Source organism: Neolewinella xylanilytica, from assembly GCF_002934605.1.
In the GTDB taxonomy this organism is placed as follows: Bacteria; Bacteroidota; Bacteroidia; order Chitinophagales; family Saprospiraceae; genus Neolewinella; species Neolewinella xylanilytica.
Map to the genome: position 1 here is coordinate 17,782 of NZ_PTJC01000006.1, position 24,589 is coordinate 42,370.

The window sequence follows — 24,589 nt, forward strand, 5'->3', positions numbered from 1 at the left end:
TATCGGTCACCGAATCAGCCCCAGCCCCCGCGCGATCCGCAGCAGCTCCACGGTACCGTTGACGCCCGCTTTTTTCATCAGGTTCTTGCGGTGGGTGCAAACGGTATTGTAGCTGATGAACAGCCGTTTACCTATCTCCTCGCTTTTACAACCTTCGGCTACCAGCTTCAGCACCTCGATTTCCCGCCGCGAAAAGGCCACGGATTCGGCGCAGGCGAATACCCGCGTATGCAGGGTTTCGGTTCTGCCATCGGTTACCCGCCGCACGAGGAGCATGCAGGGATGGGGAGACTCCAGGCCCGATATATCGGTCACCACGGTGAAGTCGGCGACGGGGAAGCCTTGCTTGTCCAGTCGGGGAAAGGTCAGCTGGTGGTTAAGGTGGAGGTACTCGCCCGAGGCATCCTGTACCCGGCAGGTATAGGCGAAATTTAGCGTAGCCCGCTGGTCGACCGGGTATCGCATCAATTGCTCCCGCATTTCGGCGAATATCCTCCGTAAGCATTCCTGGTCGTCGGGGTGGACCCGCTGGAATGCCCGTTGCGGACCGCCGAACTGCCACACCTTGGCATCGTAGCCCAGCAGGTGAGAAATGCCGGGACTGACGTAACGAAAACGTCCGGACCAGTAGTCGACCGAATAACAGTAAATATTCGTCTGGGCGAGAAGGGCCTCCACCGAAGGGTCGGGCGTAAGCGGGGGTAGGGAAGCACCGGCGGGCACGGGTACGGCCTCCCGGGAGGAAGCAATGGGAAAAGGCGTCATAGTGTATAAGACTAAAGGCGGTAGGTAGACACGCCCATTCATCCGAACGACCGAAAAAAGTAACCCCGCGGGAGCGGGAAAACGGGATAGGTGTAGCAGAAGGAATGGGGAAAAAGCTACCGGCTACGCAACTGGGGTAGGTGACCGGGATTCATAACAGTACTTCAATTTAAGCCGGTTCGATAGTATCAAGCAAGTAGTTTGGCGGGCCATTTTCCAGATTTTGGAAAAATGAGTACTTGTTTCCCGGTTTTCGGAAAAAGTGTCGATTTTTCGACGCCGTCCGGGGGGGGGCGCGCTGCGCTAGGATAGTCGTGGTATTTCGGATCTTCGTGAAATATCAAGGCACCCGCGCTCCGCCGCAATCCTTTTTCTTCCGGTTGGCCTTGCTGCGAGATGAGCCGGCTACGCTACTTGCGCCAATGCATACAAGCCGACGAAACGTTCTCTTCATCTGCAGCCGCAACGAATGGCGCAGCCGTACCGCCGAAACCGTCTGGGCTGCCGACGATCGGATAACCGTCCGGTCCGCCGGCACCTCCCCTCAGGCCCGCATCCGCGTATCGGCGGCGCTGCTGGCGTGGGCCGATCTCGTTTTCGTGATGGAAGATCGCCACCGGGAGCAGCTCATCCGCCGCTTCGGAAGGGAGGTCGCGGGCGAAATGGTGGTGCTGGATATTCCCGATCACTACCGGTATATGGATGCCGAACTCGTGGAAGAGCTGCGGGCCGTAGTGGCGCCGTACCTCGAATGATCCGTCAGGTCAGCCGGTCCGATAGCGGTTCGCCGAGTATTTCGCTGGGGTGCTTGCGGAAAAAGATCGCTACGACGGCGGAGATGATCAAGCCAGTGAACAGACTACTCAGCGCAGCCTGGGCCATGTAGCTGGTCAGGTTAAAGTACGTCCGGGCTTCCGCTTCCGTCATATTCCCCGAGGCGACGGCGTAGGCCTGGACGTTGGCGAAATAGTCCGGCGTAATGAGGGCGTGCGTGACGTACTGTGCCAGCGGAGCGAGCAGGGTGATGATGGCCGTCGTGATCGCCCCGCTCACGAATCCCTGTCGATAGGTCATCGTGCCGCCGTAGAAGTGGTCCCGCTTGTCGCGCAGGGCGAGGCAGTAGATCAGGAAGGCCGGGATCGCGATAAGATTGGTGTACAGGGCATGGCGGTCGATGTACGGGCCGTGGAGCCCGACGAGCCGTTCCAGCGCCATCCACAGCAGCAGCATCAGCGTGAAGACCAGGGCCCACTTTATCTCGATTCGGTATTATTCCATGCGGCGGTTCTTCTGGCTTGGTGTATCTCCCAAGGTAAGCCATCTCCCGGGTAGCGGGAGGGCGCCGGCGCGCGGGTGCCGGGAGCTTTCGGGAGCACGGAAAATACCCTACTTTTATCCAACCACCTAAACCTAAACCCCTGCCAATTCGCCGATACCGGTATCTCGTGCTGGCCCTTTTTCTGGTTCCGCTTACCGCTCTGCGGGCCCAGGAAAACGGCGAGCCACCGGCCCCTCCCGTTAATGAGTTCTCCCTCACCGTGGCTCCGCTCAGTCTCTTCGGGGTCCATCGCCGGTTCCGCGCGGGCGTAATCTGGCACCACCGGCGGTGGAACTACCTGCTGGACTTCGAATACGGACCTGCCTTCCTCAACCGGGAGCTGTTCGGCGGAAGCGGCGCGGACTACCGCTTCTACGGGTTGCGGCCGGAGATACGCTACGCCCTGAGCGCCGACCGGGTTGCGCGCCATCGCCATTTCGTGGGGGTGGAAGTGCCCCTTAATAGCTACCGCCGGGAGGTAACCGACCGGCAGTATACCCGGGAAACCGGTGATCGGATCGCGTTCGATCGGGCACGGCGGCAACGGGACCGCGTAGCACTGTTGCTCAAATACACCATTGCCGCCCGCCTATGGCAGCACCTGCACCTGGAGTTGTACGCGGGAGCAGGTACCGCGCGGCGGACGATCACCTACGATCGGGTAGTTAATGCCCGACCGGAAAACCGGGAAATCCTGCCCCCGAAGTACTGGGGATTCGGCGATTCGACCCTCGCGGGAACCACCTGGCGATTCGACTTGGCCCTGGGCTTCCGCGTGGGATACCGGTGGTGAGGTAAGGCATTATAGCAACGGGCGGTGCAATTAATCCGTAGCTTCAACCCAACGCGAAATCGATTGCGAAACCCGATCCTGCTATGAAGACTACGTATTGCCTAATTCTGTGTACCGCCTTTGTGCTGGAGCTTACCGCTCAGTCCGTACCCCTCGTTTACGCGGTCGAAAATACGGGAGCCGACTGCCCGGAACCGTCCCTGCCGTCCCTGGCGGAGCTGCCGGTTGTGGCCACCTTGCCGGACCCCTTCGCCGCATCCGACGGTGGTGGACGGGATACCACCCTGGCCGCCTGGCGTTGTCGACGCGCGGAAATCCTGGCCGAGATTCAGCACTACGAGGTGGGGCAAAAGCCGCCCCGGCCCGAGGACATCTCGGCCGAGGTAGACGGCGATACGCTGCGCGTTAGCATCACGGAAAACGGTAAGACCCTGAGCCTGGCGGCGGGCATCACCCTGCCGGATGGAGCGGGCCCCTTTCCCGCCGTAATCGGAATCGGTTGGGGCACGGGTAGCCTGCCGAAGGAGCTCTTCGCCGAACGCAACGTGGCCCGAATCGCCTTCAATTTCACCCAGGTGATGGCCCACCAGCAGACGCGCGGGGAGGAGCCCATCAACGCCCTCTATCCCGACCGGATTGACATGGGGGCCTATAGTGCCTGGCCCTGGGGGGTAAGTCGGCTCATCGACGGGCTGGAGCTGGTAGCCGATGAGCTGCCGATCGACCTTTCCCGACTGTCGGTCACCGGTTGCTCCTTCGCCGGCAAGATGGCCCTCTTCGCCGGTGCCTTTGACGAACGCATCGCCCTGACCATCGCCCAGGAACCCGGCGGCGGGGGTGGGGCCGCCTGGCGGGTATCGGAAACGCTCGGCGAGGTGGAGACCTTAGGCCGTACCGACTACCGGTGGTTCAAGGAAGACATGCGGCAATTTGCCGACCAGGTCGATAAACTCCCGTTCGACCACCACGAGCTGATGGCCCTGGTGGCCCCCCGCGCCCTGCTGGTCTTCGGGAATACCGATTACGAATGGCTGGCCGATGAAGCCCTCTACGTCTCCGCCCGGGCCGCCCACGAAGTATGGAAGACGTTCGGGGTAGGGGATCGCTTCGGCTTTTCCATCAACGGCGGCCACGGCCACTGCCAGCTGCCGGAGGAGCAATGGCCGGAACTGGAGGCCTTTCTCGACCGCTTCTTGCTGGGGAAGGAAAGCGTCGATACGAAGGTCACGATCCATCCCTTCGCGGATACGGATTATCGGGAGTGGTATTCCTGGTAGGTTTTATTGGGTATCGGTTGTCGGTTTTCGTTTGTGGTGGTTTGCTTGATTTCCTGCGCTCCGGCGCCCAAGGGCAGGTTCTGCGCGTAAAGCTTACATTGCTTACCCGGATTATTCCGGTAAAGCGATTAGCACAAAAACGTACCGCAGCATGCAAGGCCAGATAATGGATTACCCCCTCACCACGAACACCATCCTCGAATACGGTAACCGGGTCTTCCACCACAAGCGCATCATTTCCCATCTGCCCGACGGTTCGCGCCACGAATACACCTTTGGCGAAATGTACGCCCGCACCAAGCAGTTGGCGAATGCCCTGAAACATACCCTGGGCGTCGTGGAGGGAGACACCGTCGGCACCTTCGCCTGGAACCACGGGCCGCACGTGGAGCTGTATTACGGCATATCCGGCATCGGTGCCATTTGTCATCCCATCAATATCCGGCTGTCCATCCAGCAGATCGAGTACATTATCAACCACGCGGAAGACAAGGTGATCTTCGTGGATGCCACGCTCGTACGGATGCTGGAACCCATTGCCGCTCGCCTCGAAACCGTGCGCCACTGGGTGCTATTGAACGCCCCGGAGGGGTTCACCACCAGTTTGCAGAACGCCCACCGCTACGAAGACCTCCTCGAGGCCGAACCCGACGAGATCGACTGGCCGGCACTCGACGAGAACCAGGCCTGCGGTATGTGCTACACCAGCGGCACTACCGGCCTGCCGAAGGGGGTGTTGTACAGTCACCGCTCTACCTATCTGCACGCCATGACGATCCTTTCTCCTAACGCTGGTAACGTCAGCAACCGCGACGTCGTCCTGCTGGTCGTGCCGCAGTTTCACGTGATGGCCTGGGGCTACCCCTACCTGTGCGTGCTGGCGGGGGCGGATATGGTGCTGCCCTCGTCTAACCTGCAGCCCGCCGCCCTAATCAAGATGATGCAGGCCGAAGGAGTAAACAAGGCGAACGGGGTACCCACTATCTGGCTCGGCATTTACCAAGAAATGAAAAAGGATCCGCCCGCCGAGCCACTCGCGCTGGAGGAATACGTGGTGGGCGGATCGGCCCTGCCCAAAAGCCTGATCAAAGCCTTCCAGGAAGACTTCGGCATCCAGGGGATACATGCCTGGGGCATGACGGAAACCTCGCCCCTTGGTACCCTGAGCCGGCTGCAACCACAGCACGACCGTCTCGCCGACGCCGAACGCCTCCGCATCCGGGCCAAGCAGGGTATCGCTTTCCCCGGCGTCGAGTTGCGGATCGTTTCCGACGAGGGGACGCCCCTGCCTTGGGACGGCCAGACCATGGGCGAGCTGCAGATCCGCGGTGCCTGGGTCATCGATTCCTACTTCAAGACTGGCAACAGGGAGAGTTTTACCGGGGATGGCTGGTTCCGTACCGGCGACGTCAGCACCATCGATGCGGACGGTTACATGGAGATCAAGGACCGCACCAAGGACCTCATCAAGAGCGGCGGCGAATGGATCTCGAGCGTAGCCCTGGAATCCACCCTCATGGCTCACCCGAAGGTGAAGGAGGCCGCGGTGATCGCCATTCCCGACGAGAGATGGATCGAGCGCCCGCTGGCGACCGTGGTCCTGCAGGACAGCAGCGACCTGGTCACCAATACCGACCTGAAGGAGTTTCTGGCACGGGACTTCGCCAAGTACCAGGTGCCGGACGATTACGTCTACCTGAAAGAGATCCCGAAAACCAGCGTGGGCAAATTCGACAAAAAGGAGCTCCGCCGGCTCTACGCCGAGGGTGAGCTGGGCGAATAACGCCTAGTCGTACAGCGCCCCGTCCCGCTCCAAATCCTGACCGCCAAATACCTTTTTGCTCGTCCAGGGTTCGGCGGCAGCGGCCCAGAACGGCGCTTCGGGTGGCAGACCCAGCGGTAGAAACCCCTCCGAAGTGAGGTACAAACTGCCCGTGGAGATATAGCTTTCCGCGAGCCCGGGCTGGTGACCTGCCAGGCCGAGCTGCAGCCAGCCGTTCTCGTCAAAAGTGCCGGGAGCCTCCATCAGGGTTTTGAGTACGGCGGTCATGGCCGGACGTACCTGGGCGGGAGCGATCTCCTCCGGCAGTTCCTGCCACAGCGCGATCTGCCCTAGGTGCTGGAAGGCCCCGAAGCGGTACACGATCGACCGGCCGATCACCGGGAACGTTCCCTCCGGGCTGATCAGGCGCTCCTGAATTTCCGCGTAGCGTCGGGCTCTTTTGAGTACTCGTTCGTAGTTCCGACCGTCCTCTTTTTCCTTGTATTTGAGGACCTTTAGGATGTCCAGCAGCATGGGCTGGATGACGTAGCTGTTGTAGTAGTCCCAGTGGAAATCCGCCCCGTCGCCGTACATGCCATCCCCCAGATACCACTCGATGTTCTTGCGGGTGGCCATGGCGGTGCGCATCTCGTCCCACTCCTCGTCGATGGAGAGCAGAAAGGCCTCGACCATACCGGCGAAGAGCAGCCAGTTGCTGTAATAGGGCAGGATGACCCGGCTGTTCTTCATTTCCTGGATGGCCCGCTGCTTGGTGGTACCGTCCAGGGGTTCCCAGAGTACTTCGGGCGCGCGTAAATAGGCATGGGCCAGGAAGGCGGCATCAACGAGTGGCTGGCGGCCGTGGCGGTAGAAATTGAGGTAATCGGGGGAGTCGGGGTCGACGCCGTTTACCATGGCTTGCTGGTACAGCTGCAGCATTTCCTTGCGCAGCGCCTGCTCTTCGGCCGGTCCACCCTCCAGGGCCAGCCAGGGTGCCATGCCGGCCATCAGCCGGCCGAAGCCTTCGAGGTAGGTATAGTTTTGCCGATCCGCCAGGGTGCCGCCTTCGCCGAATTCCACGGGCATATTCTTACGCAGCGTGCCGGCGGCCATGTTTTCCAGTAGGGGCCGGGCGATTTTGACGAGCATATTCACCCAGTAGGCACGGTCTTCGGTGCCGTCAGATTGGGTCCCGATAGCTATGGGGCCCGGTGAAATATCCGTTGGTAAGCCGGAAGCAGCGAGGCTACCCGTAGCCAGGCCGGTAAAGGCGGAAGTGATCCAGTGTCGACGATTCATATGAATAGATGGTTAGCGGAGGGGAGAAAGGGTAAAGCTGTAGGTGTAATCGCCCGCCGGTATGGTGTATTCCGGGTGCGGCCGGGCCCCCCAGCTATCGTCGCCGCCCACGCCGGACTGCTTGTAGTCGACGTTGACGGTCACTAGCTTGCGGTCCGGCACGTCGTAGTTGTGCCGTTGCACCTTTCGGACCCCCTCGTCGAAGTCGCTGTTCAGCTGATTGTAGGCGCTGAAGCCGAGTAGCTCCCGGTTAGCGGAGATCAGGATGCCCTCCCCGGCCTCATTCGCGAAGCTTACCTCCCGTACGTCGGTGCGGTAGCCATTTTCCTGGGGGCGGATGTAATCGTACATGAGTTCGCTCACCCCGGCCGAGTAGCTGGCTACGAAGGCGGCGGTGTTGCGGTCCTGATAGTTTTCGACTGGGCCACGGCCATAATACCGCACGGCATCGTATTCCGGCTTCAGGAGGAAGGTGTTCCCCAGACGGGGGATGGTCGGTAGCTCGCCGTCAATGCCGGTGAGCTCGTTGGTCACCTGTACTGCTCCGGCGGCGTTAAAGGCGTACCGCAGCGTAATCGTGCCTTCCACCGCCGGCAGGTCGTAAACAGCTACCACTTCCCGCTCGCTTTCGTTCACCTCCAGCGAGCGCAACGATTGCTCCTGGCTGGCAGCTTTCCAGGCCCGTGCGTTGCGCGTCATGCCATAGCCGAAGTCGTTGTCGGTCGGGGCCCGCCAGAAGTTGGGTTTCAGGGGGCCGAGCAGCAGGTTGCCGCTGCCGTAGTCGAGGGCGTACAGCAGGCCGGTGGCAACGTCGAAGGTGGCCGTAAAGCCTTTTCCCGTGACGGTGATGTCCCGTTCTTCCTCCTCGATCGTCACCGCTCCCGATCCGTCCCTTTCGAAGGTGCGGAGTTGGGGTTCGGTGAGTTGGAACTCCTCACTGGCGACTTCGTGGCCGGCCTCCAGGAGGGGCGTGGCTTCGCGCAGTTTGGCGGATACCTGCAGGAAATACTCCCGGTCCGAATCGAAGCGGGGAAGGTCGATGTCGACCGTCGTCCGTTCGCGGGCCGTCAGGTTCATCGCGGGCAGCTCGCCGGCGGCTACTTCCTTGCCGTTCGCCAGCAATCGCCAGCTAAGGGCAAAGTCGCTCAGGTCGATGAAGTCGTAGCCGTTATAAACGGTCAATTCCTCCGCTTCGGCGTCGAAGGCCGGGAATTTGATATACTGGTATACCTTCTTCACTTCGTAGAGCGAGGGGTGGGGGGAGCGGTCGGGGTTGACCAGTCCGTTCAGGTTGAAGTTCTCGTCGTTCTGAAGTCGGGAGCCACCGAGGTCGCCTCCGTAGGCGTAATACCGTGTCCCCTCCGCAGTGGTGGCTTCGAGGCCCTGGTCGACCCAATCCCAGATGAAGCCTCCCTGGAGCACGTCGTATTCCTCGATGACGTCCCAGTAGTCCTGGAGGTTCCCGACGCTGTTGCCCATGGCGTGGGCGTATTCGCAGAGAATGAGGGGGCGTTGGGGGTTACCCTGCGCGTACTCCCGCAGCTGGTGGGGCCGGGCGTACATGGGCGCCTGGATATCGGTATTATCGTAGTTCGTAGCGCCTTCGTATTGGACGGGTCGGGTTTCGTCGTGCTCCTTCAGCCAGTCGTAGGTGGCGTAGAAGTTTTCGCCGTTGCCGGCCTCGTTGCCGAGCGACCAGGTGACGATGCTGGGGAAGTTTTTATCGCGCTCGTACATGCGGATGGTGCGGTCGAGGTGCATGGCCTTCCACTCGGGACGGTAGGCGGGGTGGATTTTCTTGGCCTCCTCGTTGTTGTCGAGCCCCTGGTTGGTGGTGCCCATGCCGTGGGTCTCGATGTTGGCTTCGTCGATCACGTAGAAACCGAGGGAGTCGGCCATCCGGTAGAAGAAGTCGTTCTTCGGGTAGTGGCTGGCACGGATGGCGTTCACGTTAAACTCCTTCATGCGCTGCATATCCAGGCGGGTGACCTCGGGGCCGACCACGTGACCGGTCAGGGGGTCGTGGTCGTGCAGGTTGACGCCCTTGAGGTAGACCGGCACCCCGTTGACCAAAAACTGATTGTTCTCGATCTCGATCGTACGGAAGCCCACGTCGATGGTGGTGGCTTCCACGGTTTTCCCGCCGGCGTCCTTCAGGGTGAGGAGGAGGGTGTACAGGTTGGGTGTTTCGGCCGTCCAGGGCTTGGCGTCACCGACCTCGCCGGAAAAGGAGATGGTCGTTTCATCACCCGGCTCGATGTCCTCGGTCTCGGAAAATTCCAGTACTTGCTCCTCCCCGTCCAGAAGGACCGCTTCCAGGGTGTAGTCGTCGGCTTCCTCACCGGTACGATTACGCATATCCACGGTAAGCTCGAATTCCCCATCCTCGTAGGCCTCGTCGTCCAGTTCGGAGACGACGCGGAAGTCGCGGATACTCACCGGCGCCGTGGCGTAGAGGTACACGTCGCGGTCGATTCCACTGAGGCGCCAGAAATCCTGGTCCTCCAGGTAGCTGGCATCCGACCAGCGGTATACCTCTACGGCCAGCGAATTCTCGCCCCGTTGCAGGTAGTCCGTGATACGGTATTCCGCCGGGGTTTTGCTGCCCTCGTTGTAGCCTACTCGCTCGCCGTTCACCCAGATGTACATAGCCGAGCTAACCCCCCCGAAATGGAGGTATACCTCCTTGCCGTCCCAGTCAGCCGGTACGGTGAAGGTGCGCCGGTAGCTCCCGACCGGATTGTAATCGTGGTCGATGAAGGGCGGATTCTTCGGGAAGGGGTAGACGATATTGGTGTAAATCGGCGTGCCAAAACCCTCCAGCTCCCAGTTAGCCGGTACGGGGATCTCTTCCCAGCCGGATACGTCGTAGTCGGGGCGGTAAAAGAACTGCGGCCGTTCGGCGGGTTTCACCACCCAATTGAATTTCCAGGTTCCGTTGAGGGATTGGTAGAAGGGCGATTCGGTGTAGTCGCTGCTGCCAAGTGCCGCATCCGGGGTAGGGAAGCGGTAAAAGGCCGCATGGGGGTACTCCCGGTTGATCTCGAAGATCTCGGGGTTTTCCCATTCGGGTACTTCCTGGGCCCGACCCGTGACCGAAAGTAAGGCGGTGATGAGGAGGAATAAAGGCTTGTGCATGATGATCTTCGATTAAGGAGTTGCGGGAGCCGACATAGCGGGGGCGGGGTTTATTGCATCCATTCTTTGTACCGCTGCATGGCCTCCACGAAGTAAAAGTCGGCGTAGGTGAGCGGCACGTCTACCTCCGTCCCCTGGGGAATGTGACCTACGCTGTGCTTGAGGAGGAAACCGCCGTTGGTGCCGAGCTTGGCCAGGTATTCGTCGGAGGACAGGGTGCGAAGGATGGTTTCCGCGGTGCTTACGTACCGGTCCGCTTCGGCGTCGTCGACGTACTCGCTCAGCTCTAGCAGGGCGGAAGCCATAATGGCCCCGGCGGAGGCGTCCCGAAGGGCATTCGGAATGTCGGGCGCGTCGAAATCCCAGTAGGGAACCTTATCGGCGGGTAGGTTGGGATGAGCAAGGATAAAATCGGCGATCTTTCTGGCTTGCTCCAGGTACTTTTCATCCTTGGTGTCCCGGTACGTTGCCGTGTAACCGTAAAGCCCCCAGGCCTGGCCGCGGGCCCAGGCGGAGTCGTCGGCGTAGCCCTGGGCGGTCTTTTTTTCCTGGACGGCGCCCGTGTCCTTGTTATAATTCAGGACGTGGTAGGTGCTGTTGTCCGGCCGGAAGTGATTGGCCATGGTGGTGTTGGCGTGGGTGGTCGCGATGTCGGCGTACTTCGGATCGCCGGTCTCACGGCTGGCCCAGTAGAGGAGCTCTAGGTTCATCATGTTATCAATGATGACGAGGTAATCGCCTTCCCGGGAGTCCCAGGATTTGATCGCGCCGACCGTTGGCTCGTAGCGGGAAGCGAGCGATTCGGCACTCTTTAGCAGGATCTGCCTGGTCTCCTCGTCCGGATCCATCTCGTAGCGTTCACCGAAGCTGTCGTACATCATGAAGCCCAGGTCGTGGGTACGGGTGTTGTTTTTCTCTTTTTCGAGTACCTGCATGATGCGTTCGGCCTCGGCCAGCAATGCCTCATCGCCGGTCTCCTGGTAAAGCATCAGCAGGGTGCCGGGGTAGAAGCCACTAACCCACCAGCCGGAGTCGCTGAATTCATACTTCTTCGTGTCCGGGTGGTAGGTTTTGGGAAACTGGTCGGCGGGGAGGCTATCGCGGAGCAGTTTGTACTGGGCGGTGGCAAGTTCCAGATTGCGCTCGATCGTGTCGAGCAGGCCGGCGGTTGCTTCAACCGGCTCGTCCTGGCTGCGGGTCGGGGAGCAGGAAACGACCAACAGGGAAGCTAACAGCAGGGCGATGAAGGAAATTTCGCGGGGGATGCGCATTTGGAAGGATATTAAAAGCATTGGATGAGCGGGTTACTCCAGGGTTACCGTTAGTACGGTTACCGACTGGGGGGGCAGGGTAAGCTTCGTGCCTTGGCCGACCGGATTTATTTGCTCGGTTTTCGGCCGGATCGACGGGGTACCTACGGTATTGTAATCCATAATGCCGTTACTCCGAAGCACCGTAAGGTTGGCTTTGGTCGTGGCGGTTTTCCCAGGAAGCCGCACGCTGAGCGGAGCGGGTTGCCCTCCGGCATTCACCATTTTCACGATGACGGTGCCGGCGATAGTATCCAGCACCGCGCTGGCGTAGAGGCTGTCCTGTCCGGTCAGCGGTGCCCCATTCGCCAGGGCGGGAATACCGTGAGTGCCGGCGTTATTCGAGAAAAGGCGCTGGACGTGATAATTGGGGGTAGGCCCTACGTCGAGGTTGTCGAACCAGATCAGGTCGGGCCGCCACTGCCAGGCGTCGAGGTGGGCCATGAGCGGGGCGTAGGAAGTTAGCCGAACCACGTCGCCGTTGCGTTCCAGGCCGGTCATGAACGCGGCCTCGGTGAGGGCGCTCAGCCAGTTGTTACGGGATTCCGGGCGGTCGTCGGACGGGCCATGGGCGGCGTACTCCCCGGCGAAGATGGCCGGGCCGTTCCGATCGTAGTCGTCGTAGCGGCCGGCGTTGGCCAGGAACCATTCCGGCGGGCGGTAGTAGTGCTCGTCCACCACCTGGGGATCGAGTTTATTGAGTTCTCCCCAGAGGTAATCGAAGCGGTCACCGTCGGGAAAGGGGCCCACGGTCGTCACCAGGGTTATTTCGGGGTGCTCGGCGCGCAGTACGTCGGTGAAGGCCTGGTACCGCTCCACGTACTCGGGGCCCCACTGTTCGTTGCCCACGCCGAGGTATTCCATGCCGAAGGGTTCGGGGTGGCCCATCTCGGCCCGGAGCTTGCCCCAGCGGGTGGTGGCGTCGCCGTTGGCGAACTCGATCAGGTCGAGGGCGTCCTGGATATAGGGGTCCAGCTCGTCCATGGCTACCACCTCGCCGGTATTGAACTGGCAGGCCATGCCACAGTTGAGGATGGGCAGCGGTTCGGCGCCGAGGTCTTCGGATAGCAGGAAGTATTCGTAGAAACCGAGTCCGTAGGACTGGTAATAGTCCGGTGCGTTCCGCGGGTAATTGAACTCCGTGTTCCAGCGGTTCACGATCAGTTTCCGATCCTCCACGTCGCCGACCGTCTTCTTCCACTGGTAGCGATTGGCCAGGTCGCGACCTTCGACGATGCAGCCACCGGGAAAGCGGACGAAGCCGGGTTCGAGGCTGTCGAGGAGGCTCACCAGGTCCTTACGCAGCCCGCCCGGGCGGTCCTTCCAGGTGTGGCGGGGGAAGAGGGAGATCATATCGAGTTCTACGGTTCCCCGGCCGGTGAAGATCAGTTCCAGTCGGGCCCTAGCGTCGGTACGATCGGCGGTCAGGCTGGCGGTGACCGCGGAGTAATCGGCGCCCGCGGCATCCAGGGGCACCTCGCTCCGGCCGATGACCTGGCCGGAGGTATCGGTCAGGGCGATGGCCAGGTTGAGGTCGCCGGTGGCGTTGCGGGCCAGGACGCTGAAGTCGTAGGTTTCCTCCGCTTTAATGCCCATGCCCCGGAAGCCTTCGTTGCGAAGCACGTAAGCCCCGTCGGTGGCGTCGACGGTCACGGTTAGGTAGCGGGGATTGTCCGGGCGAATGGCTTGCTCGTTTTCCACCAGCGTTGCACCTGCGCCCCCGGCGCGATCCTCCCTTTGCCAGCCCATTAGCGGACGGTCGAATTCGAAGGAGCGGTTTTTAACCAGTTCGGCGTAGATGCCCCCGTCGGCCGCGAAGTTGATGTCCTCGAAGAAGATACCGTACATCGTGGGCGAGATCTCGAATTGGGGTTGATCTACGTGGACGGTAAGTTCCACCTGGGCGGTCAGGGGGGAGCAGGCGATGCCCAGCAGTAGGGCCAAAAGACGAATTCGGTTGTGCATGTCGACGCTTAAGCGTGAAGGATATAATTATTTGCCCAGATTCACCGGGTCGATACCTCCGTGGGTCGGGGCAACCGGAACGATGCTGCCGTCGGCATTGAAGGTGAGGCGGTCGATCGCCACCTCCCGGTGGAAGCCGGCCGCGCGACCCATATGGATGCCGTGGGGGTAGGTGAAGCGGTGGTAGACAAGGTACCACTCATCCGTGTCGGGTACTCGCAAAACGGAGTTATGTCCCGTCCCGTAGATTTCCTGGTCTTCGTCCAGTTCGACGACGAGGTTGTTTTCGGGGATCATGAGCGGGCCCATGGGGGAGGGGGCGGTGGCGTAGCGGACGCGGTATTCCGGGTCGCGGGTGTCGTTCTCGCTCCACAGGAAGTAGTAGGTTCCGTTGCGGAAGAAGACGGTGACCCCCTCGCGGAAGGTGGCGTCCGGAGTCATGATCTTAAGGGTACTTTCATTCAGGCTGGTGTAGTCGTCGTTCAGTTCGGCCGCTGCCAGGTAGCCGTTACCCCAGTAGAAGTAGGTTTTTCCCGACTGCGGATCGGTGAAGACTTCCGGGTCGATCACCTGGCCGCCGCCCACGCCCGCGGGGTTTTCCCCCACAAGGGCCTGGCCACTATCGACGAAGGGACCGGTGGGCGAATCACTGGTGGCCACGCCGATCTTCTGGGCGGCGGTGAAGTAGTAGAAGTATTTCCACTCGCCGTCCACCTCGGCCTCCAGGATGCAGGGGGCCCAGGCGTTGCGATTGGCCCACTCGACGTCCTTTTCAAGATCGAGGATGACGCCCTCGTCGGTCCAGTTGACCAGATCGGGAGAGGAGAAGGCCTTAAAGTAGGTACCCGACCAGCCGTTGAAACCGTCGGAGGTGGGGTAGATATAGAATTTGCCGGTGTTTTCGGAGTAGAGGGCATCGGGGTCCGCGTAGTAGCCGGCCAGTACGGGGTTGTTCCGTTCTTCTACCGCTACCGAATAGGTTTTCGGTTGCTGACCTTCCATCGCAACGGTATAGCTGACCGGGCCGTCGCTAAAATCCTGGGGGCCGGCGGGCGCCAGGCCGAGGCCCGCCCAATCGGAAAACTCGGGGTCGAAGGCGGTCAGGTCGGTTCCGGGTTGAACGGGCAGCAAAAGGGTACTGGACTGCGTGTCCAGATAGATGTTATTGGCCTTGATGGCCGGATTGGCGGCCTGGCCGATGAGGTCGTCCGCGCGGCCCCATTTGGAGAGCAGGCGGTCGAGCTCGGTATTCGTGATGGGAATGACGGTGCCGTGGCGGGGGTGGAAATCCATGCGCACGTCCTCGTCGATCACCGTGAAGTTGTTGAGGTCCGAGGAGCGGGTGAACTGGTATTCGCCCTTGGTATACATATCGTACATGAGGATGTACTCCTCGCTGTCAATCAGTTGGAAGACCCCGCTGCCCTCGACGGGGAAGGTGGTCTGCTGGATAAATTCGTCGCCGACGGTGTAGGGTCCCGTGAGGCTGTCGGACGTAGCGATCTTGAGCCCCTGGCCCCGGTCTTCCGTTTTGAAGAAGAGGTGGTAGGTGCCGTCGTGGAGGATGATATCGCCGTCGATGGCCGCGCCACCGTCGGGAGTTTCGAGCAGTTGTTTGGGTTCGGTGGCCAGATCGGTGAAATCTTCATTGGCGTAGGCGTAGTAGATTTTGTCGGCATCGTTCTGGCCGTACTTCATCGACCAGTAGAGCATATACTTTTCCTCGTTGGGGTCGTAAATGGTTTGTGGAGCCCAGACGCGGAGCAAGCTGTCCTGTCCTTCGAAGCGCTCCTGGATATTCACCACGCTGGAGGTCCAGTCGATGAGGTTATCGGACTTCAGGAGCACCATGGCCCGGTTCGAGTTCCAGCCATTGGCGCTGACCATATCGGTGACGACCATGCGGAAAGATTCCCCGTCCGGGCTGCGCAGGATGTGGGGGTCGCGCACGCCGCCGGTGGAGCTGATCCGTTCGCTGTCGAGGATCGGCTCGTCGCCGTTGAGGGCGTGAAAGCTGTAGCCGTCGGTGCTGACGGCGTAGTGGATGGCCTCTTCGCCGGGCCCGTTGCCGGTGAAGTAGGTAAAGAGGTAGGCGGCATATTCCCCGTCGTGGGCTTCCGAAAACGTATCTACGGAAGTCGAGCAGGACGGGTAGAGCATCAGGAGCGGGATGACGGAAAGGAGCTTATGGAAGTTGTTCATCGCGATAGTTGTTGCCGGGGAAAATACCAATTTTCGGCTGTCAACCGGGAGGTATCAGCGGCAGTATTAGCTTTCCCGCTTACGAGGGGGGCCGCCCTTGTCGCCGGCCGGGGCAAAAAAGGATCGGGAGCGCATCATTCGGCCCCCGATCCGTACACATCACTGTAATGGGCTTTCGCCCCTCAATCAATAATCAATAAGCGTTAGTAATCAGGATTCTGCGTCAGCTCGCCGTCCTTGTTGAGATCGATCTCCCGCTGGGGGATGGGGAGCAACAAGTGTTTTTCGGTCAGGCCATTGAGCTGATATTGCTCGATCGGGTTGTTTCCGTTGTGCGCGTAGGCGCGGTCGACGAGCGTACCCGTACGCATCAGGGTAAAGCGGCGGTTTTCCTCGGCGAGGAGTTCGCGGATACGTTCGTCGAGAATGAAGTCCAGGTCGATGTCCGCTGCTTCCACCAGCGGGGCGTTTGCCCGTTCGCGGAGGATGTTAATGGTCGCGGCGGCTTCTTCGAGCTTACCCTGCTTGAACTCGGCCTCGGCGCGGAACAGGTAGGTTTCGCCCAGGCGCATCAGGATAAAGTCTTTCCAGTGACCGAAGCCGAAGAGGTCCAGTGGGTCGAAGTGCCCCCACTTAAGCGTATAGGGCGGAATGATAATGACCGTGTCCGCTCCTTCGTAGGGTACGGGTTCGCCGTAAATCGAATTGTACTGCGGGTCGGGGTTATTATAGTAGAACTGGCGGTGGATACTGTGCCGGCTGTTGCGCATGTCGCCCTCCGGATAGAGATCGTAGAGGACATAGTTATTCAAACGCAAGCGGGCCACGCCGCGCCCCCCCAGGGAATCGGCAATGGCCATGCCGGGTTTCTGGTGGTAGCTGGCACCCCATACCCGCCGCTGCTGCGGAGAATTGGTCTGCCCGCCGGGTAGGTCCCGGGGGTTTTCGGCTTCCAATACCCAGATAGCTTCCGTGTTGCCCTGATTCCGGCGTTGGTTGCCGTAGTAGAACATATCCGCGAAGGGGGTTCCGGGCTCTCCCGAATTTACGCCGTAGCGTTCGGTGACGAGGCTGAAGAGCCCGCTTTCGATCACGATATCGGCCTGGGCTTCGGCGGCGGCATTATCACCCGTACGAAGGTAAAACTCGGATAGCAGGTGATTGGCCATATGCCGGTTGGCGCGGGGCAGTTCGCCCGTTCTGTCTGAGATGGTAGGCAGGTTATCCGCCGCGTAGAGCAGATCTTCTTCGATCACGGTATTCACGTCCTCCAGCGGGGCACGAACGAAGTCGGTGCGGGGGCCGGTAACCGGTTCGGTTATAATGGGAACCCCCGCGAATGCAGTAGCCAGGGTATGGTAGGCCAAACCGCGGAAAAACCGCGCCTCGGCGTTGATCTCGTTGCGGCGATCGTCCGTGATACTATTGGCTACTTCGGATTCGATATTCTGGATGATGATGTTGGTATTGTTAATCATCCGATAGCTCCAATCCCAGATGAACCAGGCCCCCGCATCGTCTGAGGTGAGCTGGTCATAGCGAAAGTAGGGGGTTTCGATGCCTTCCGGCTGAACGGGCCAGGTGATGTCGGTACCCACCTGCATCACTGCGGGCCAACCCTGACGGTCGGAACGGGTGTAAAATTGACTCATGTGGTTGTACAAGCCAATGAGGGAAGCCTCGAAGCCGGGTTCGTCGGTCAGGGTTTCCGGAGCGTACACGTTCAGTACTTCCTCATCCAGAAACTCTTCGGCACACGAGAAGGTGGTAATGAATAAAAACAGGCAGGCAAATGCCTTGAGGTAGTGGCTATATCGTAAATGCATGATGATCAATTTTAGAGGGTCAGGTTGACGCCAAAGGAATAGGTCCGGACAAACGGGTAGTTGTTGGTCCAGCCGTCACTACCGCGGGAAGCGAAATTGGTTTCGGGGTCCCAGCCGATCCAGTCGGTCCAGGTGTAGAGGTTCCGACCGGCTACGTAGACGGTGAGCGCCTGCATGCCGAGACGGTCTAGCACGGGGGAGGGGACGGCGTAGCTCAACCGGACGTCTTTTAGCCGTACGTAGCTGGGGTCGCGGTAATTCCAGGATCCGAGCCGGCTCTGCACGCGCAGGGAAGGCCAGTCGTTGATGGGGTTGTCCGGCGTCCAATACTGGTAGGTATTGGGAATGTTGCGGCGTCCGACCTCATCTCCGTAGTACTGGTCGGGGTTGTAGCGGAGTCCTCCCTGGGAGGTCTGTAAGAACACGCTGAGGTGGAAGTCGCCGTAGTGGAAGGTGTTGGTGAGGCCACCGTAGTAATCGGGAAGCCTGTCGCCGATGAGGACGCGGTCGTCGGGGTTCAGCACACCGTCGCCGTTCACGTCCTCGAATTTGAGGTCACCGGGAAGGGCGCCGGGATTACTTTCGGAGGGGTCTTCTCCTTCCTGCCATACGCCGATGTACCGGTAATCGAAAATGGACTGCAGGGGCTCGCCGATAAACCAATTGTTTCCGACGTCGTCTTGTCCGTCGCCGTACAGTTCTATCAGTTCGTTCTGGTTAGACGCGATGTTGAAGCTGGATTCCCAGCGGAATTTACCAGCGCGTACGTTGACGCTGTTGAAGGTGAATTCGATACCGCGGTTGTCCAGCACGCCAAGGTTATCCCAGATGTTGCCCGAACCGGTGATGATGGGCAAGCTGCGCTGAAGGAGGATGTCTTCGGTGCGGGATTGGTAGACTTCCAAACTGCCACTCAGGCGGCCGGCCCACAGGCTAAAGTCGATACCCAGGTTTGCCGAGGTGGTGGTTTCCCAGTTCAGGTTGGCGTTACCCAGTCTTCCGGCCAGTACGCCGGTCCGGATGACACCACCGAAGGGGTAGCGTACCGGGTTGGCCGTAGTGGCGGTCTGGTTTGGATCGATGGCTTGGTTGCCGGACTGTCCGTAGCTGAAGCGAACCTTCAGGTTATCCAGCCAGCTTACGTTGTCCAGGAATGATTCGTTCGTCACGTTCCAGCCGAGGGCGACGGAGGGGAATAAACCGTATTTATCGGTATTGGAACCGAAGGCGGAGAAGCCGTCGCGGCGGGCGGTTAGCGTCAGCAAGTAGCGGCTGTCGTAACCGTAATTGACGCGCAGCATTTGGGACACCAGCCGCTGGCTATTTCCGTCGGAGTCACTGAAGTAGTTTTCGGCGGCTTGCAGATTGTAGTAAGATAGCTGGTCGTTGACGAAGGTGTTGGCATCGGCCGTCACCCAGAAGTATTCCGACTCCTGGGCACTGTAGAGTGCCGTCACGCCTAAGGTGCTGGCGCCGAATTCGCGGTTGTAATTCAGGATGTTTTCCAGTACCCAGTTGTCGGTCTGACTGTTGTTGGTAAAGCCGAAACCGGTAGTGTTATTGGCCGCGCGGCCGGAGTAACCGGAGTTGCGTTCCAGCTCAAGCGTGTAATTACCGTTGAGGCGGTAGGAGAGACCGGGCAAGAAGCCGGGAGAAAGTTCCAGGTAACCGCCACCGATCAGGTTGTTGCGGCGACGGAGCTGGTCGGTAGTGAGGCCCAGTAACGGGTTCTCGAAGAGCAGTTCCGGGGCCATGGGGAAGATCTCGTATCCGCCCGTCTCATTGTAGACTGTGCCGAAGGGGCTCATGGCCGTAGCCGCCAGGAAGTTTGCCCGCCCGCCATCGTAGTTGTTGTTGGTATACGCCAAGGAGGTTCCCGCACTCAACCAATCGGTCAGTGTAGCGTCAAGGTTCGTGCGTACGCTGGTCCGTTGATAGTTATAGCCCTCCACGACGCCGTCCTGGTCGAGCCGCCCGGCCGTTACGTAGTACTGCACGTCGTCCGTGCCGCCGCTGATGCTCAAATTGTGTTCCTGTAAAATGCCGGTTTTCGTAGCCAGGTCCAGCCAGTCGGTGGAGGTGCCGGCTTCGTAGTTTTCAATTTCCGACAGGTTGGGTAGCACGAGGCCCTGATCGAGCCCGAATGCCTCCACGTAATCCGCGTACTTCTGTACGTAGGCGTCCGGACCGAGGAACTCCAACGAGTTGATCATGTTTTCTGCAGCAACGTAGCCCGAGTAGCCGATGCGGGGTTTGCCGGTCTTCCCGCGCTTGGTGGTGATCAGGATGACGCCGTTGGCGCCGCGGGTACCATAGATTGCTACGGCCGAGGCATCCTTCAGGATCTCGATTGACTCGATGTCGTTGGCGTTGATGTCGTTGGTCTGCCCGAAGAAGGGTGCGCCGTCCAGTACGATAAAGGGGCTGTTGCTCGCGTTGATCGAGTTAACTCCCCGTACCTGAATTTGGGCGGAGGCACCGGGAGCGGAAGAGCCCTGCGACACTTGCAGGCCCGCCGTCGTACCCTGGATCGCCTGCAGTACGTTGGTGACCGGCAGGTTTTCCAGACGGTCCTTAGGTACGGAAGCGACTGAGCCCGTGATGTCTGATTTCTTCTGGGTACCGTAGCCAATGACGACAACCTCATCGAGGGCGGCCACATCTTCGCTCATCTGCACGTCGATGGTGGTCCGGTTGTTAACCGGGATCTGCTGGGTGAGGTAGCCGATGGAGGAGAAGATGAGCGTGTCGCTACCGTTAACGTTCGCCAGCACGTAGTCGCCTTCCAGGTCCGTCACCGTACCCGTGGACGTACCCTTCACCAGGATGGTCGCGCCGATCATCACCTCACCGGTGGTCGAGGTCACGCGGCCGGAAACGGAGATCAGCTGCTTGGCCGCCGCGATACCGCGGGCCACGGATTGAAATTGCCGCGCCGGGTCGGCGGTGGTGCGCTGAACACTGATTTTGGTACTGGATTCCAGTTCCTGTAGCTGCTTGATTGCCTTGCCCAGTTTGCGGGCACCCGAACGGCCGGCTTTCGTATCCCGATAGATCACCAGGTACTTGGTGCCGAAGGTTTTGTGCAGAAAGCCGGTTTCCGTCAGCAGGCGCTCCATGGCGACTTCCAGGGATTCCCCCTCGCGAAAATCGAAGTGTACTTCCACGTCTTCGAGTAGCGAGCGTTCGTAGGTGAAAAAGACCTGGTAGCGTTCTTCCAGTTCCTTGATCACGTCGAGGAGCTGGCGCTGATCGGCCAACTCGCTGGCCGGAGGCGTACCGGCCCCGACCGAGCCATATGCCGGAGAGAGGGCTGTCAGCAGCGTGGCCAGCAGCAGCAATCCGGACGATTTGTAAATAGTCCTAAAGCGCATGTTTTTTGCATTTTGTAATGACGTAAAATGCCCGGACGACCCGTTCTCGGTCCTCCCGGCTATCTGATCGACTTTCGTCGGTTAATCCGTAATTCGGTAGGCACCGTCTTGCTCCTCGATGTCTGACCCCAGCACCTGTTCCAGCAAGGGGAGTACGAGGGTGATTTCCTCCATCGGCAGGCCCGCGGTGATCCGGCGTTCGTACATCGCCGCATCCGCTACCTCGAAGGAAATTCCGTAGATGTTTTCCACCTTCGTGAGCACCTCCACGAGCGGGGTGTCGTCGAAGATGAGCACCCCGTCTTTCCAACTGGTGTGGACTTCGGGGGCTACCTGCTTGACGTCCGCCAGTAGCTGCTGCCGCTTGGCGGAGTAGGTGACCAGCTCGCCCGGTACCATCATTTTTGCCTCGCTGGATCGCGTATTCAGCGCTAGGGCTACCTGGCCTTCTTCCAGAAAGACACTCGTTTTATCGTCCCGGCTGTTCACGTTGAAGACGGTGCCCAACACGGAAACCGTGAGGTCCGGCGTACGAACCAGAAACTTCTGACCGGTGGCCGGTTTGGGGCGGACCCGGAAGAATGCTTCTCCCTCCAGGGTGACTACCCGGTCTTCCCGCTCGTCCCAGTTATTCGGAAAGGAGAGGCTGGAGTTGGCGTTGAGCCAGACGGTGGAACCGTCGGGCAGGGTGATGACTTTCTGTTCGGCGAAGGCCGTGGTGGTTGTGGTGGTGGACATCCGGCCGAAGAAGGCGATCCCACCGGCAACCAGCAGTAAAATGATACTTGCCGCCGCCAGCCAGGGCAGCAGTTTGGTCCGGCTCCTCAACCCGCTACGATCCCTTTCCGATTGCCCGATCCGCTGCTCGATCTTGGCCCAGGATGCAGCGGGCATGGTCTGCTGGAATTGGCTGTAGCGCCAGAGATCCTCCAGAACTTGTTTGGCTTGCGCTTCCGGCAGCTGCTTTACGAGAAGGAAGATAGCTTCCAACTCTTCTTCGGTGCACAGGCCGGTCGGTAGTTTTTTAAGCAGTTCTTGTTGGGATGGGCTCAACATTATTCGTTCTTTTGAAGGGATACTAAGCTCTCCCATCCGCCGGCATCAATTGTTTACGTTCCGGCCGCTTTTCTAAAAAAAATTATCTTACTTGTGCACATTACGTAATATTTGTCGACATGACACTTAACCGGGAAGCACATCTCGCGCGATTGCGAGGCGGTGACCCGCGCAGTTTTAGGTGGATTTATAACCAGGATCATGCCAAAGTCTACGGTTTCTGCCTGAAGCTGCTGGGATCGCCCACGGCGGCGGAAGAGGTCACTTCCGATGTATTCGTACGCCTATGGGAGAAACGGAGCATTATCGATCCGGAGCAGCCCATCGGACCCTTGCTGTTCAAGTTTACCCGCGATTACGCCTGGAATTACCTGAAGCGCGAGTCCCGCATCCAAACGAAACAAGCAGCCTACCGGTCGTTGCAGGCAGCGTCCGCCACCGCCAAAGTGGAATCCGATCTGGACTATGAGGATTACCTCCGCATCGCCGAATCCGCCATCCGTACGTTGCCTAGCCGGCAGCAGGAGATCTTCCGGATGCGGTACAAGTCCGGCCTCAGCAACCGGCAAATCGCTACCCAGCTGGACCTTTCCGAGAGCACCGTTCGGGTACAGCTTTCCCGGGCCAGCCACTACCTCCGGGAGCTGTTCCGGGCCAATCCCGAAATGCCGATCTACCTCTTATCGGTCATGTACCTTTTTTGCTAACCGATTTTTTGCGCCGGAGCGCGGGTGCGGTGGCCCTTCAGGTCAACGGAAGATCGCGGCCATATCTTCCAATATGCCACGGTCGTAAGCCGGTTCCAGGCAGCGTACCGAGGCGGTTTGCGGGCAATAGTGGTAAGCATGCTTCCAGCGCGAGTGATGGGTAGCTACCCCCGCGATCGCTCGTAGCAGATACGTTATCTCCGCGCCCGTCATGGTAGGGTGGATGCTGAGCCTGATCCATCCCGGTCGGACGACCGCCTCGTTGCGGCCGATGCGGTCAAGCAGTTGATCAGAAGCCGCCCGATCGATGGACAAGAGGTGATGGCCGTAGGTGCCCGCGCAAGAGCATCCGCCCCGGACCTGCACGCCATAGTGGTCGTTGAGCATTTTAACGGCCAGATTGTAGTGCAGGCCGTCGATGTTGAAGGAAACGATGCCTAATCGTTCCCGATGATCGTTGGCCAGGACGGTAATTTCCGGGATGCGGTCCAGCCCCGCCCATAGCATTTTCATCAGGTGATTTTCCCGGCGGCGAATGCGGGTGGTACCCATGCGGTCCTTAAGCCGCACGGCCAGGGCCGCGCGGATGGTCTGTAGGATAGCAGGCGTGCCGCCGTCTTCCCGAGCTTCTCGATCGGCCAGGTATTGGTGCGACCCCCAAGGGTTTGTCCAGGCTACGGTACCACCACCCGGATGATCGGGTACGTCGGAAGCCAGGTGCCGACGGTGTACCACGAGGACGCCGCAGCTCCCCGGTCCGCCGAGAAACTTATGCGGGCTGAAATAGATCGCATCGAGGGAGGCTTCGGGCCGATCGGTGGGGTGCATGTCGATGTCCACGTAGGGAGCCGAGCAGGCAAAGTCGACGAAGCAGTAACCGCCGGCGGCGTGCATCACTTCGGCGATCTCGCGGTACGGGCTTTCGATACCCGTCACGTTGGAGCAGGCGGTAACGGCGGCGTATTTCGGTCGCTGAGCAGGGAATTCGGCTACCGCTTCCGCGAACCGCCGCGCACAGACCAGGCCGGTAGCGTCGCAGTCGACGAGCACGACCTCGGCCCCCGTTTCCAGCCAGCTGGTATGGTTGGAGTGGTGCTCCATATGACTGATGAACACCAGCGGCCGCCGTTCCGGGCACGCGGAAAAATCGCGCTTGCAGCCGATGAGTCGTTGCAACTTATTCACCGCGGCGGTCATGCCCGATCCGGTGCATACCAGCAGGTCCTCCGTGCCGGCGTTGACGTGGTGGCGGATCACCCGGCGCGCGCTTTCGTAGGCGTAGGTCATCGCGCTTCCCGTCGAGTTGGTATCGGTATGGGTATTGGCCATCAGGGGAAGGATCTTTTCCCGAATGGTGGATTCGATGGGTGCGTAGGCACGGCCGGTGGCGGTCCAGTCGGCGTAGAGCAGCGGGATACCGCCGGGGTGGCAGTGCGTGACCAACCGATAATCTTGGCCGATAATGCCGCGTCGAATGTCACTTAGGTCGGTGGTTGCGCCGGGAGAGTAAGAGCTGAACATGCTTCGGTATTCCGCACGGTAGGTGATCGTTACACCTTCAGTAGTAAAAGGCTTTTCGCATGGGCTGGGTTATGGGGTTTGACTGCGCTGCGGTCTGGGTGGGGTGGGGGCAAAGCAGGTTTATCCCGTCTGATGAAAGGAGTTCGCCAGGGCAAACCCGCTGGCAGAAGAGGCGGTCGGGTAGGATGAACCACAGCGCGGTCCAACCCCCTCGCCCGGGGTGAATACTCCGGATGAGGGGCAGCATGTCACCCGACTGCAGCGCAGTCGAACCCA

At 60.0% G+C, this 24,589-nt stretch carries 16 protein-coding genes; 5 read left to right on the forward strand and 11 right to left on the reverse strand.

All coding sequences use genetic code 11. The features are described from left to right. Positions 1-6: 6 nt before the first annotated feature. A complete protein-coding gene (locus CLV84_RS09475; RefSeq protein WP_170067644.1) occupies positions 7-765 on the reverse strand; it encodes a helix-turn-helix transcriptional regulator in 759 nt (252 codons plus the stop codon). Between the two features lie 422 nt (positions 766-1,187). Here CLV84_RS09475 and CLV84_RS09480 point away from each other — a divergent pair, with 422 nt between their 5' ends. Beyond that, a complete protein-coding gene (locus CLV84_RS09480) occupies positions 1,188-1,520 on the forward strand; it encodes a low molecular weight protein tyrosine phosphatase family protein (protein WP_104419560.1) in 333 nt (110 codons plus the stop codon). Between the two features lie 4 nt (positions 1,521-1,524). Here CLV84_RS09480 and CLV84_RS09485 read toward each other — a convergent pair whose 3' ends face one another. Beyond that, positions 1,525-2,028 carry a DUF4199 domain-containing protein gene (locus tag CLV84_RS09485; RefSeq protein WP_319921902.1) on the reverse strand — a complete coding sequence of 168 codons (504 nt, stop codon included), beginning with the start codon at positions 2,026-2,028 and terminating at the stop codon, positions 1,525-1,527. Positions 2,029-2,210: 182 nt separating this feature from the next. Here CLV84_RS09485 and CLV84_RS09490 point away from each other — a divergent pair, with 182 nt between their 5' ends. The 3 genes from CLV84_RS09490 (at position 2,211) to CLV84_RS09500 (ending at position 5,936) form a co-directional block, all read left to right on the forward strand. After that, entirely contained in the window at positions 2,211-2,876 is a 666-nt protein-coding gene (locus CLV84_RS09490; protein ID WP_104419561.1) for a hypothetical protein, read from the forward strand. 83 nt (positions 2,877-2,959) lie between these two features. Then, a complete protein-coding gene (locus tag CLV84_RS09495; protein WP_104419562.1) occupies positions 2,960-4,153 on the forward strand; it encodes an alpha/beta hydrolase family protein in 1,194 nt (397 codons plus the stop codon). Positions 4,154-4,304: 151 nt separating this feature from the next. Next, on the forward strand, positions 4,305-5,936 hold the full coding sequence (locus tag CLV84_RS09500; RefSeq protein ID WP_104419563.1) for a long-chain fatty acid--CoA ligase: 1,632 nt from the start codon (positions 4,305-4,307) through the stop codon (positions 5,934-5,936). A gap of 3 nt (positions 5,937-5,939) precedes the next feature. On the opposite strand, the gene CLV84_RS09505 is transcribed toward CLV84_RS09500, so the two are convergent. From CLV84_RS09505 to CLV84_RS09540, 8 genes are all read right to left on the reverse strand, one after another. Continuing rightward, positions 5,940-7,214: a DUF2264 domain-containing protein gene (locus tag CLV84_RS09505; protein WP_104419564.1), complete on the reverse strand. Its 1,275-nt coding sequence runs from the start codon at positions 7,212-7,214 to the stop codon at positions 5,940-5,942. 12 nt (positions 7,215-7,226) lie between these two features. After that, the gene (locus CLV84_RS09510) at positions 7,227-10,352 is read right to left on the reverse strand and encodes a glycoside hydrolase family 2 TIM barrel-domain containing protein (protein WP_104419565.1); all 3,126 of its coding nucleotides are present in this window, start codon (positions 10,350-10,352) and stop codon (positions 7,227-7,229) included. A 50-nt stretch (positions 10,353-10,402) separates the two neighbouring features. Further along, positions 10,403-11,623, reverse strand: coding sequence for a glycoside hydrolase family 88 protein (locus CLV84_RS09515; RefSeq protein WP_104419566.1), 1,221 nt, complete (start codon positions 11,621-11,623; stop codon positions 10,403-10,405). A gap of 33 nt (positions 11,624-11,656) precedes the next feature. Beyond that, positions 11,657-13,627: an alpha-L-arabinofuranosidase C-terminal domain-containing protein gene (locus CLV84_RS09520; protein WP_104419567.1), complete on the reverse strand. Its 1,971-nt coding sequence runs from the start codon at positions 13,625-13,627 to the stop codon at positions 11,657-11,659. Between the two features lie 27 nt (positions 13,628-13,654). Further along, complete coding sequence (locus CLV84_RS09525; RefSeq protein ID WP_104419568.1) at positions 13,655-15,829, reverse strand: family 43 glycosylhydrolase; 2,175 nt, start codon at positions 15,827-15,829, stop codon at positions 13,655-13,657. A 203-nt stretch (positions 15,830-16,032) separates the two neighbouring features. Beyond that, on the reverse strand, positions 16,033-17,655 hold the full coding sequence (locus CLV84_RS09530; protein ID WP_104421152.1) for a RagB/SusD family nutrient uptake outer membrane protein: 1,623 nt from the start codon (positions 17,653-17,655) through the stop codon (positions 16,033-16,035). 11 nt (positions 17,656-17,666) lie between these two features. Continuing rightward, positions 17,667-21,029, reverse strand: a complete 3,363-nt coding sequence (locus CLV84_RS09535; protein WP_211295241.1) for a SusC/RagA family TonB-linked outer membrane protein — start codon at positions 21,027-21,029, stop codon at positions 17,667-17,669. Between the two features lie 81 nt (positions 21,030-21,110). Beyond that, positions 21,111-22,085, reverse strand: a complete 975-nt coding sequence (locus CLV84_RS09540; protein WP_170067645.1) for a FecR family protein — start codon at positions 22,083-22,085, stop codon at positions 21,111-21,113. Positions 22,086-22,204: 119 nt separating this feature from the next. Between CLV84_RS09540 and CLV84_RS09545 the strand changes: the two genes are divergently transcribed. After that, complete coding sequence (locus tag CLV84_RS09545) at positions 22,205-22,792, forward strand: sigma-70 family RNA polymerase sigma factor (protein WP_104419570.1); 588 nt, start codon at positions 22,205-22,207, stop codon at positions 22,790-22,792. Positions 22,793-22,834: 42 nt separating this feature from the next. Here CLV84_RS09545 and CLV84_RS09550 read toward each other — a convergent pair whose 3' ends face one another. Then, on the reverse strand, positions 22,835-24,313 hold the full coding sequence (locus CLV84_RS09550) for an aminotransferase class V-fold PLP-dependent enzyme (RefSeq protein WP_104419571.1): 1,479 nt from the start codon (positions 24,311-24,313) through the stop codon (positions 22,835-22,837). Positions 24,314-24,589 lie beyond the last annotated feature (276 nt).

Excerpts from the sequence above, each read along its gene's own strand:
- CLV84_RS09510 (WP_104419565.1), bottom strand. The coding sequence starts at position 10,352 with ATGCACAAGCCTTTATTCCTCCTCATCACCGCCTTACTTTCGGTCACG.
- CLV84_RS09520 (WP_104419567.1), bottom strand. The coding sequence starts at position 13,627 with ATGCACAACCGAATTCGTCTTTTGGCCCTACTGCTGGGCATCGCCTGC.
- CLV84_RS09535 (WP_211295241.1), bottom strand. The coding sequence starts at position 21,029 with ATGCGCTTTAGGACTATTTACAAATCGTCCGGATTGCTGCTGCTGGCC.
- CLV84_RS09545 (WP_104419570.1), top strand. The coding sequence starts at position 22,205 with ATGACACTTAACCGGGAAGCACATCTCGCGCGATTGCGAGGCGGTGAC.
- CLV84_RS09530 (WP_104421152.1), bottom strand. The coding sequence starts at position 17,655 with ATGCATTTACGATATAGCCACTACCTCAAGGCATTTGCCTGCCTGTTT.
- CLV84_RS09480 (WP_104419560.1), top strand. The coding sequence starts at position 1,188 with ATGCATACAAGCCGACGAAACGTTCTCTTCATCTGCAGCCGCAACGAA.
- CLV84_RS09515 (WP_104419566.1), bottom strand. The coding sequence starts at position 11,623 with ATGCGCATCCCCCGCGAAATTTCCTTCATCGCCCTGCTGTTAGCTTCC.
- CLV84_RS09525 (WP_104419568.1), bottom strand. The coding sequence starts at position 15,829 with ATGAACAACTTCCATAAGCTCCTTTCCGTCATCCCGCTCCTGATGCTC.
- CLV84_RS09540 (WP_170067645.1), bottom strand. The coding sequence starts at position 22,085 with ATGTTGAGCCCATCCCAACAAGAACTGCTTAAAAAACTACCGACCGGC.
- CLV84_RS09550 (WP_104419571.1), bottom strand. The coding sequence starts at position 24,313 with ATGTTCAGCTCTTACTCTCCCGGCGCAACCACCGACCTAAGTGACATT.
- CLV84_RS09475 (WP_170067644.1), bottom strand. The coding sequence starts at position 765 with ATGACGCCTTTTCCCATTGCTTCCTCCCGGGAGGCCGTACCCGTGCCC.
- CLV84_RS09500 (WP_104419563.1), top strand. The coding sequence starts at position 4,305 with ATGCAAGGCCAGATAATGGATTACCCCCTCACCACGAACACCATCCTC.
- CLV84_RS09495 (WP_104419562.1), top strand. The coding sequence starts at position 2,960 with ATGAAGACTACGTATTGCCTAATTCTGTGTACCGCCTTTGTGCTGGAG.
- CLV84_RS09505 (WP_104419564.1), bottom strand. The coding sequence starts at position 7,214 with ATGAATCGTCGACACTGGATCACTTCCGCCTTTACCGGCCTGGCTACG.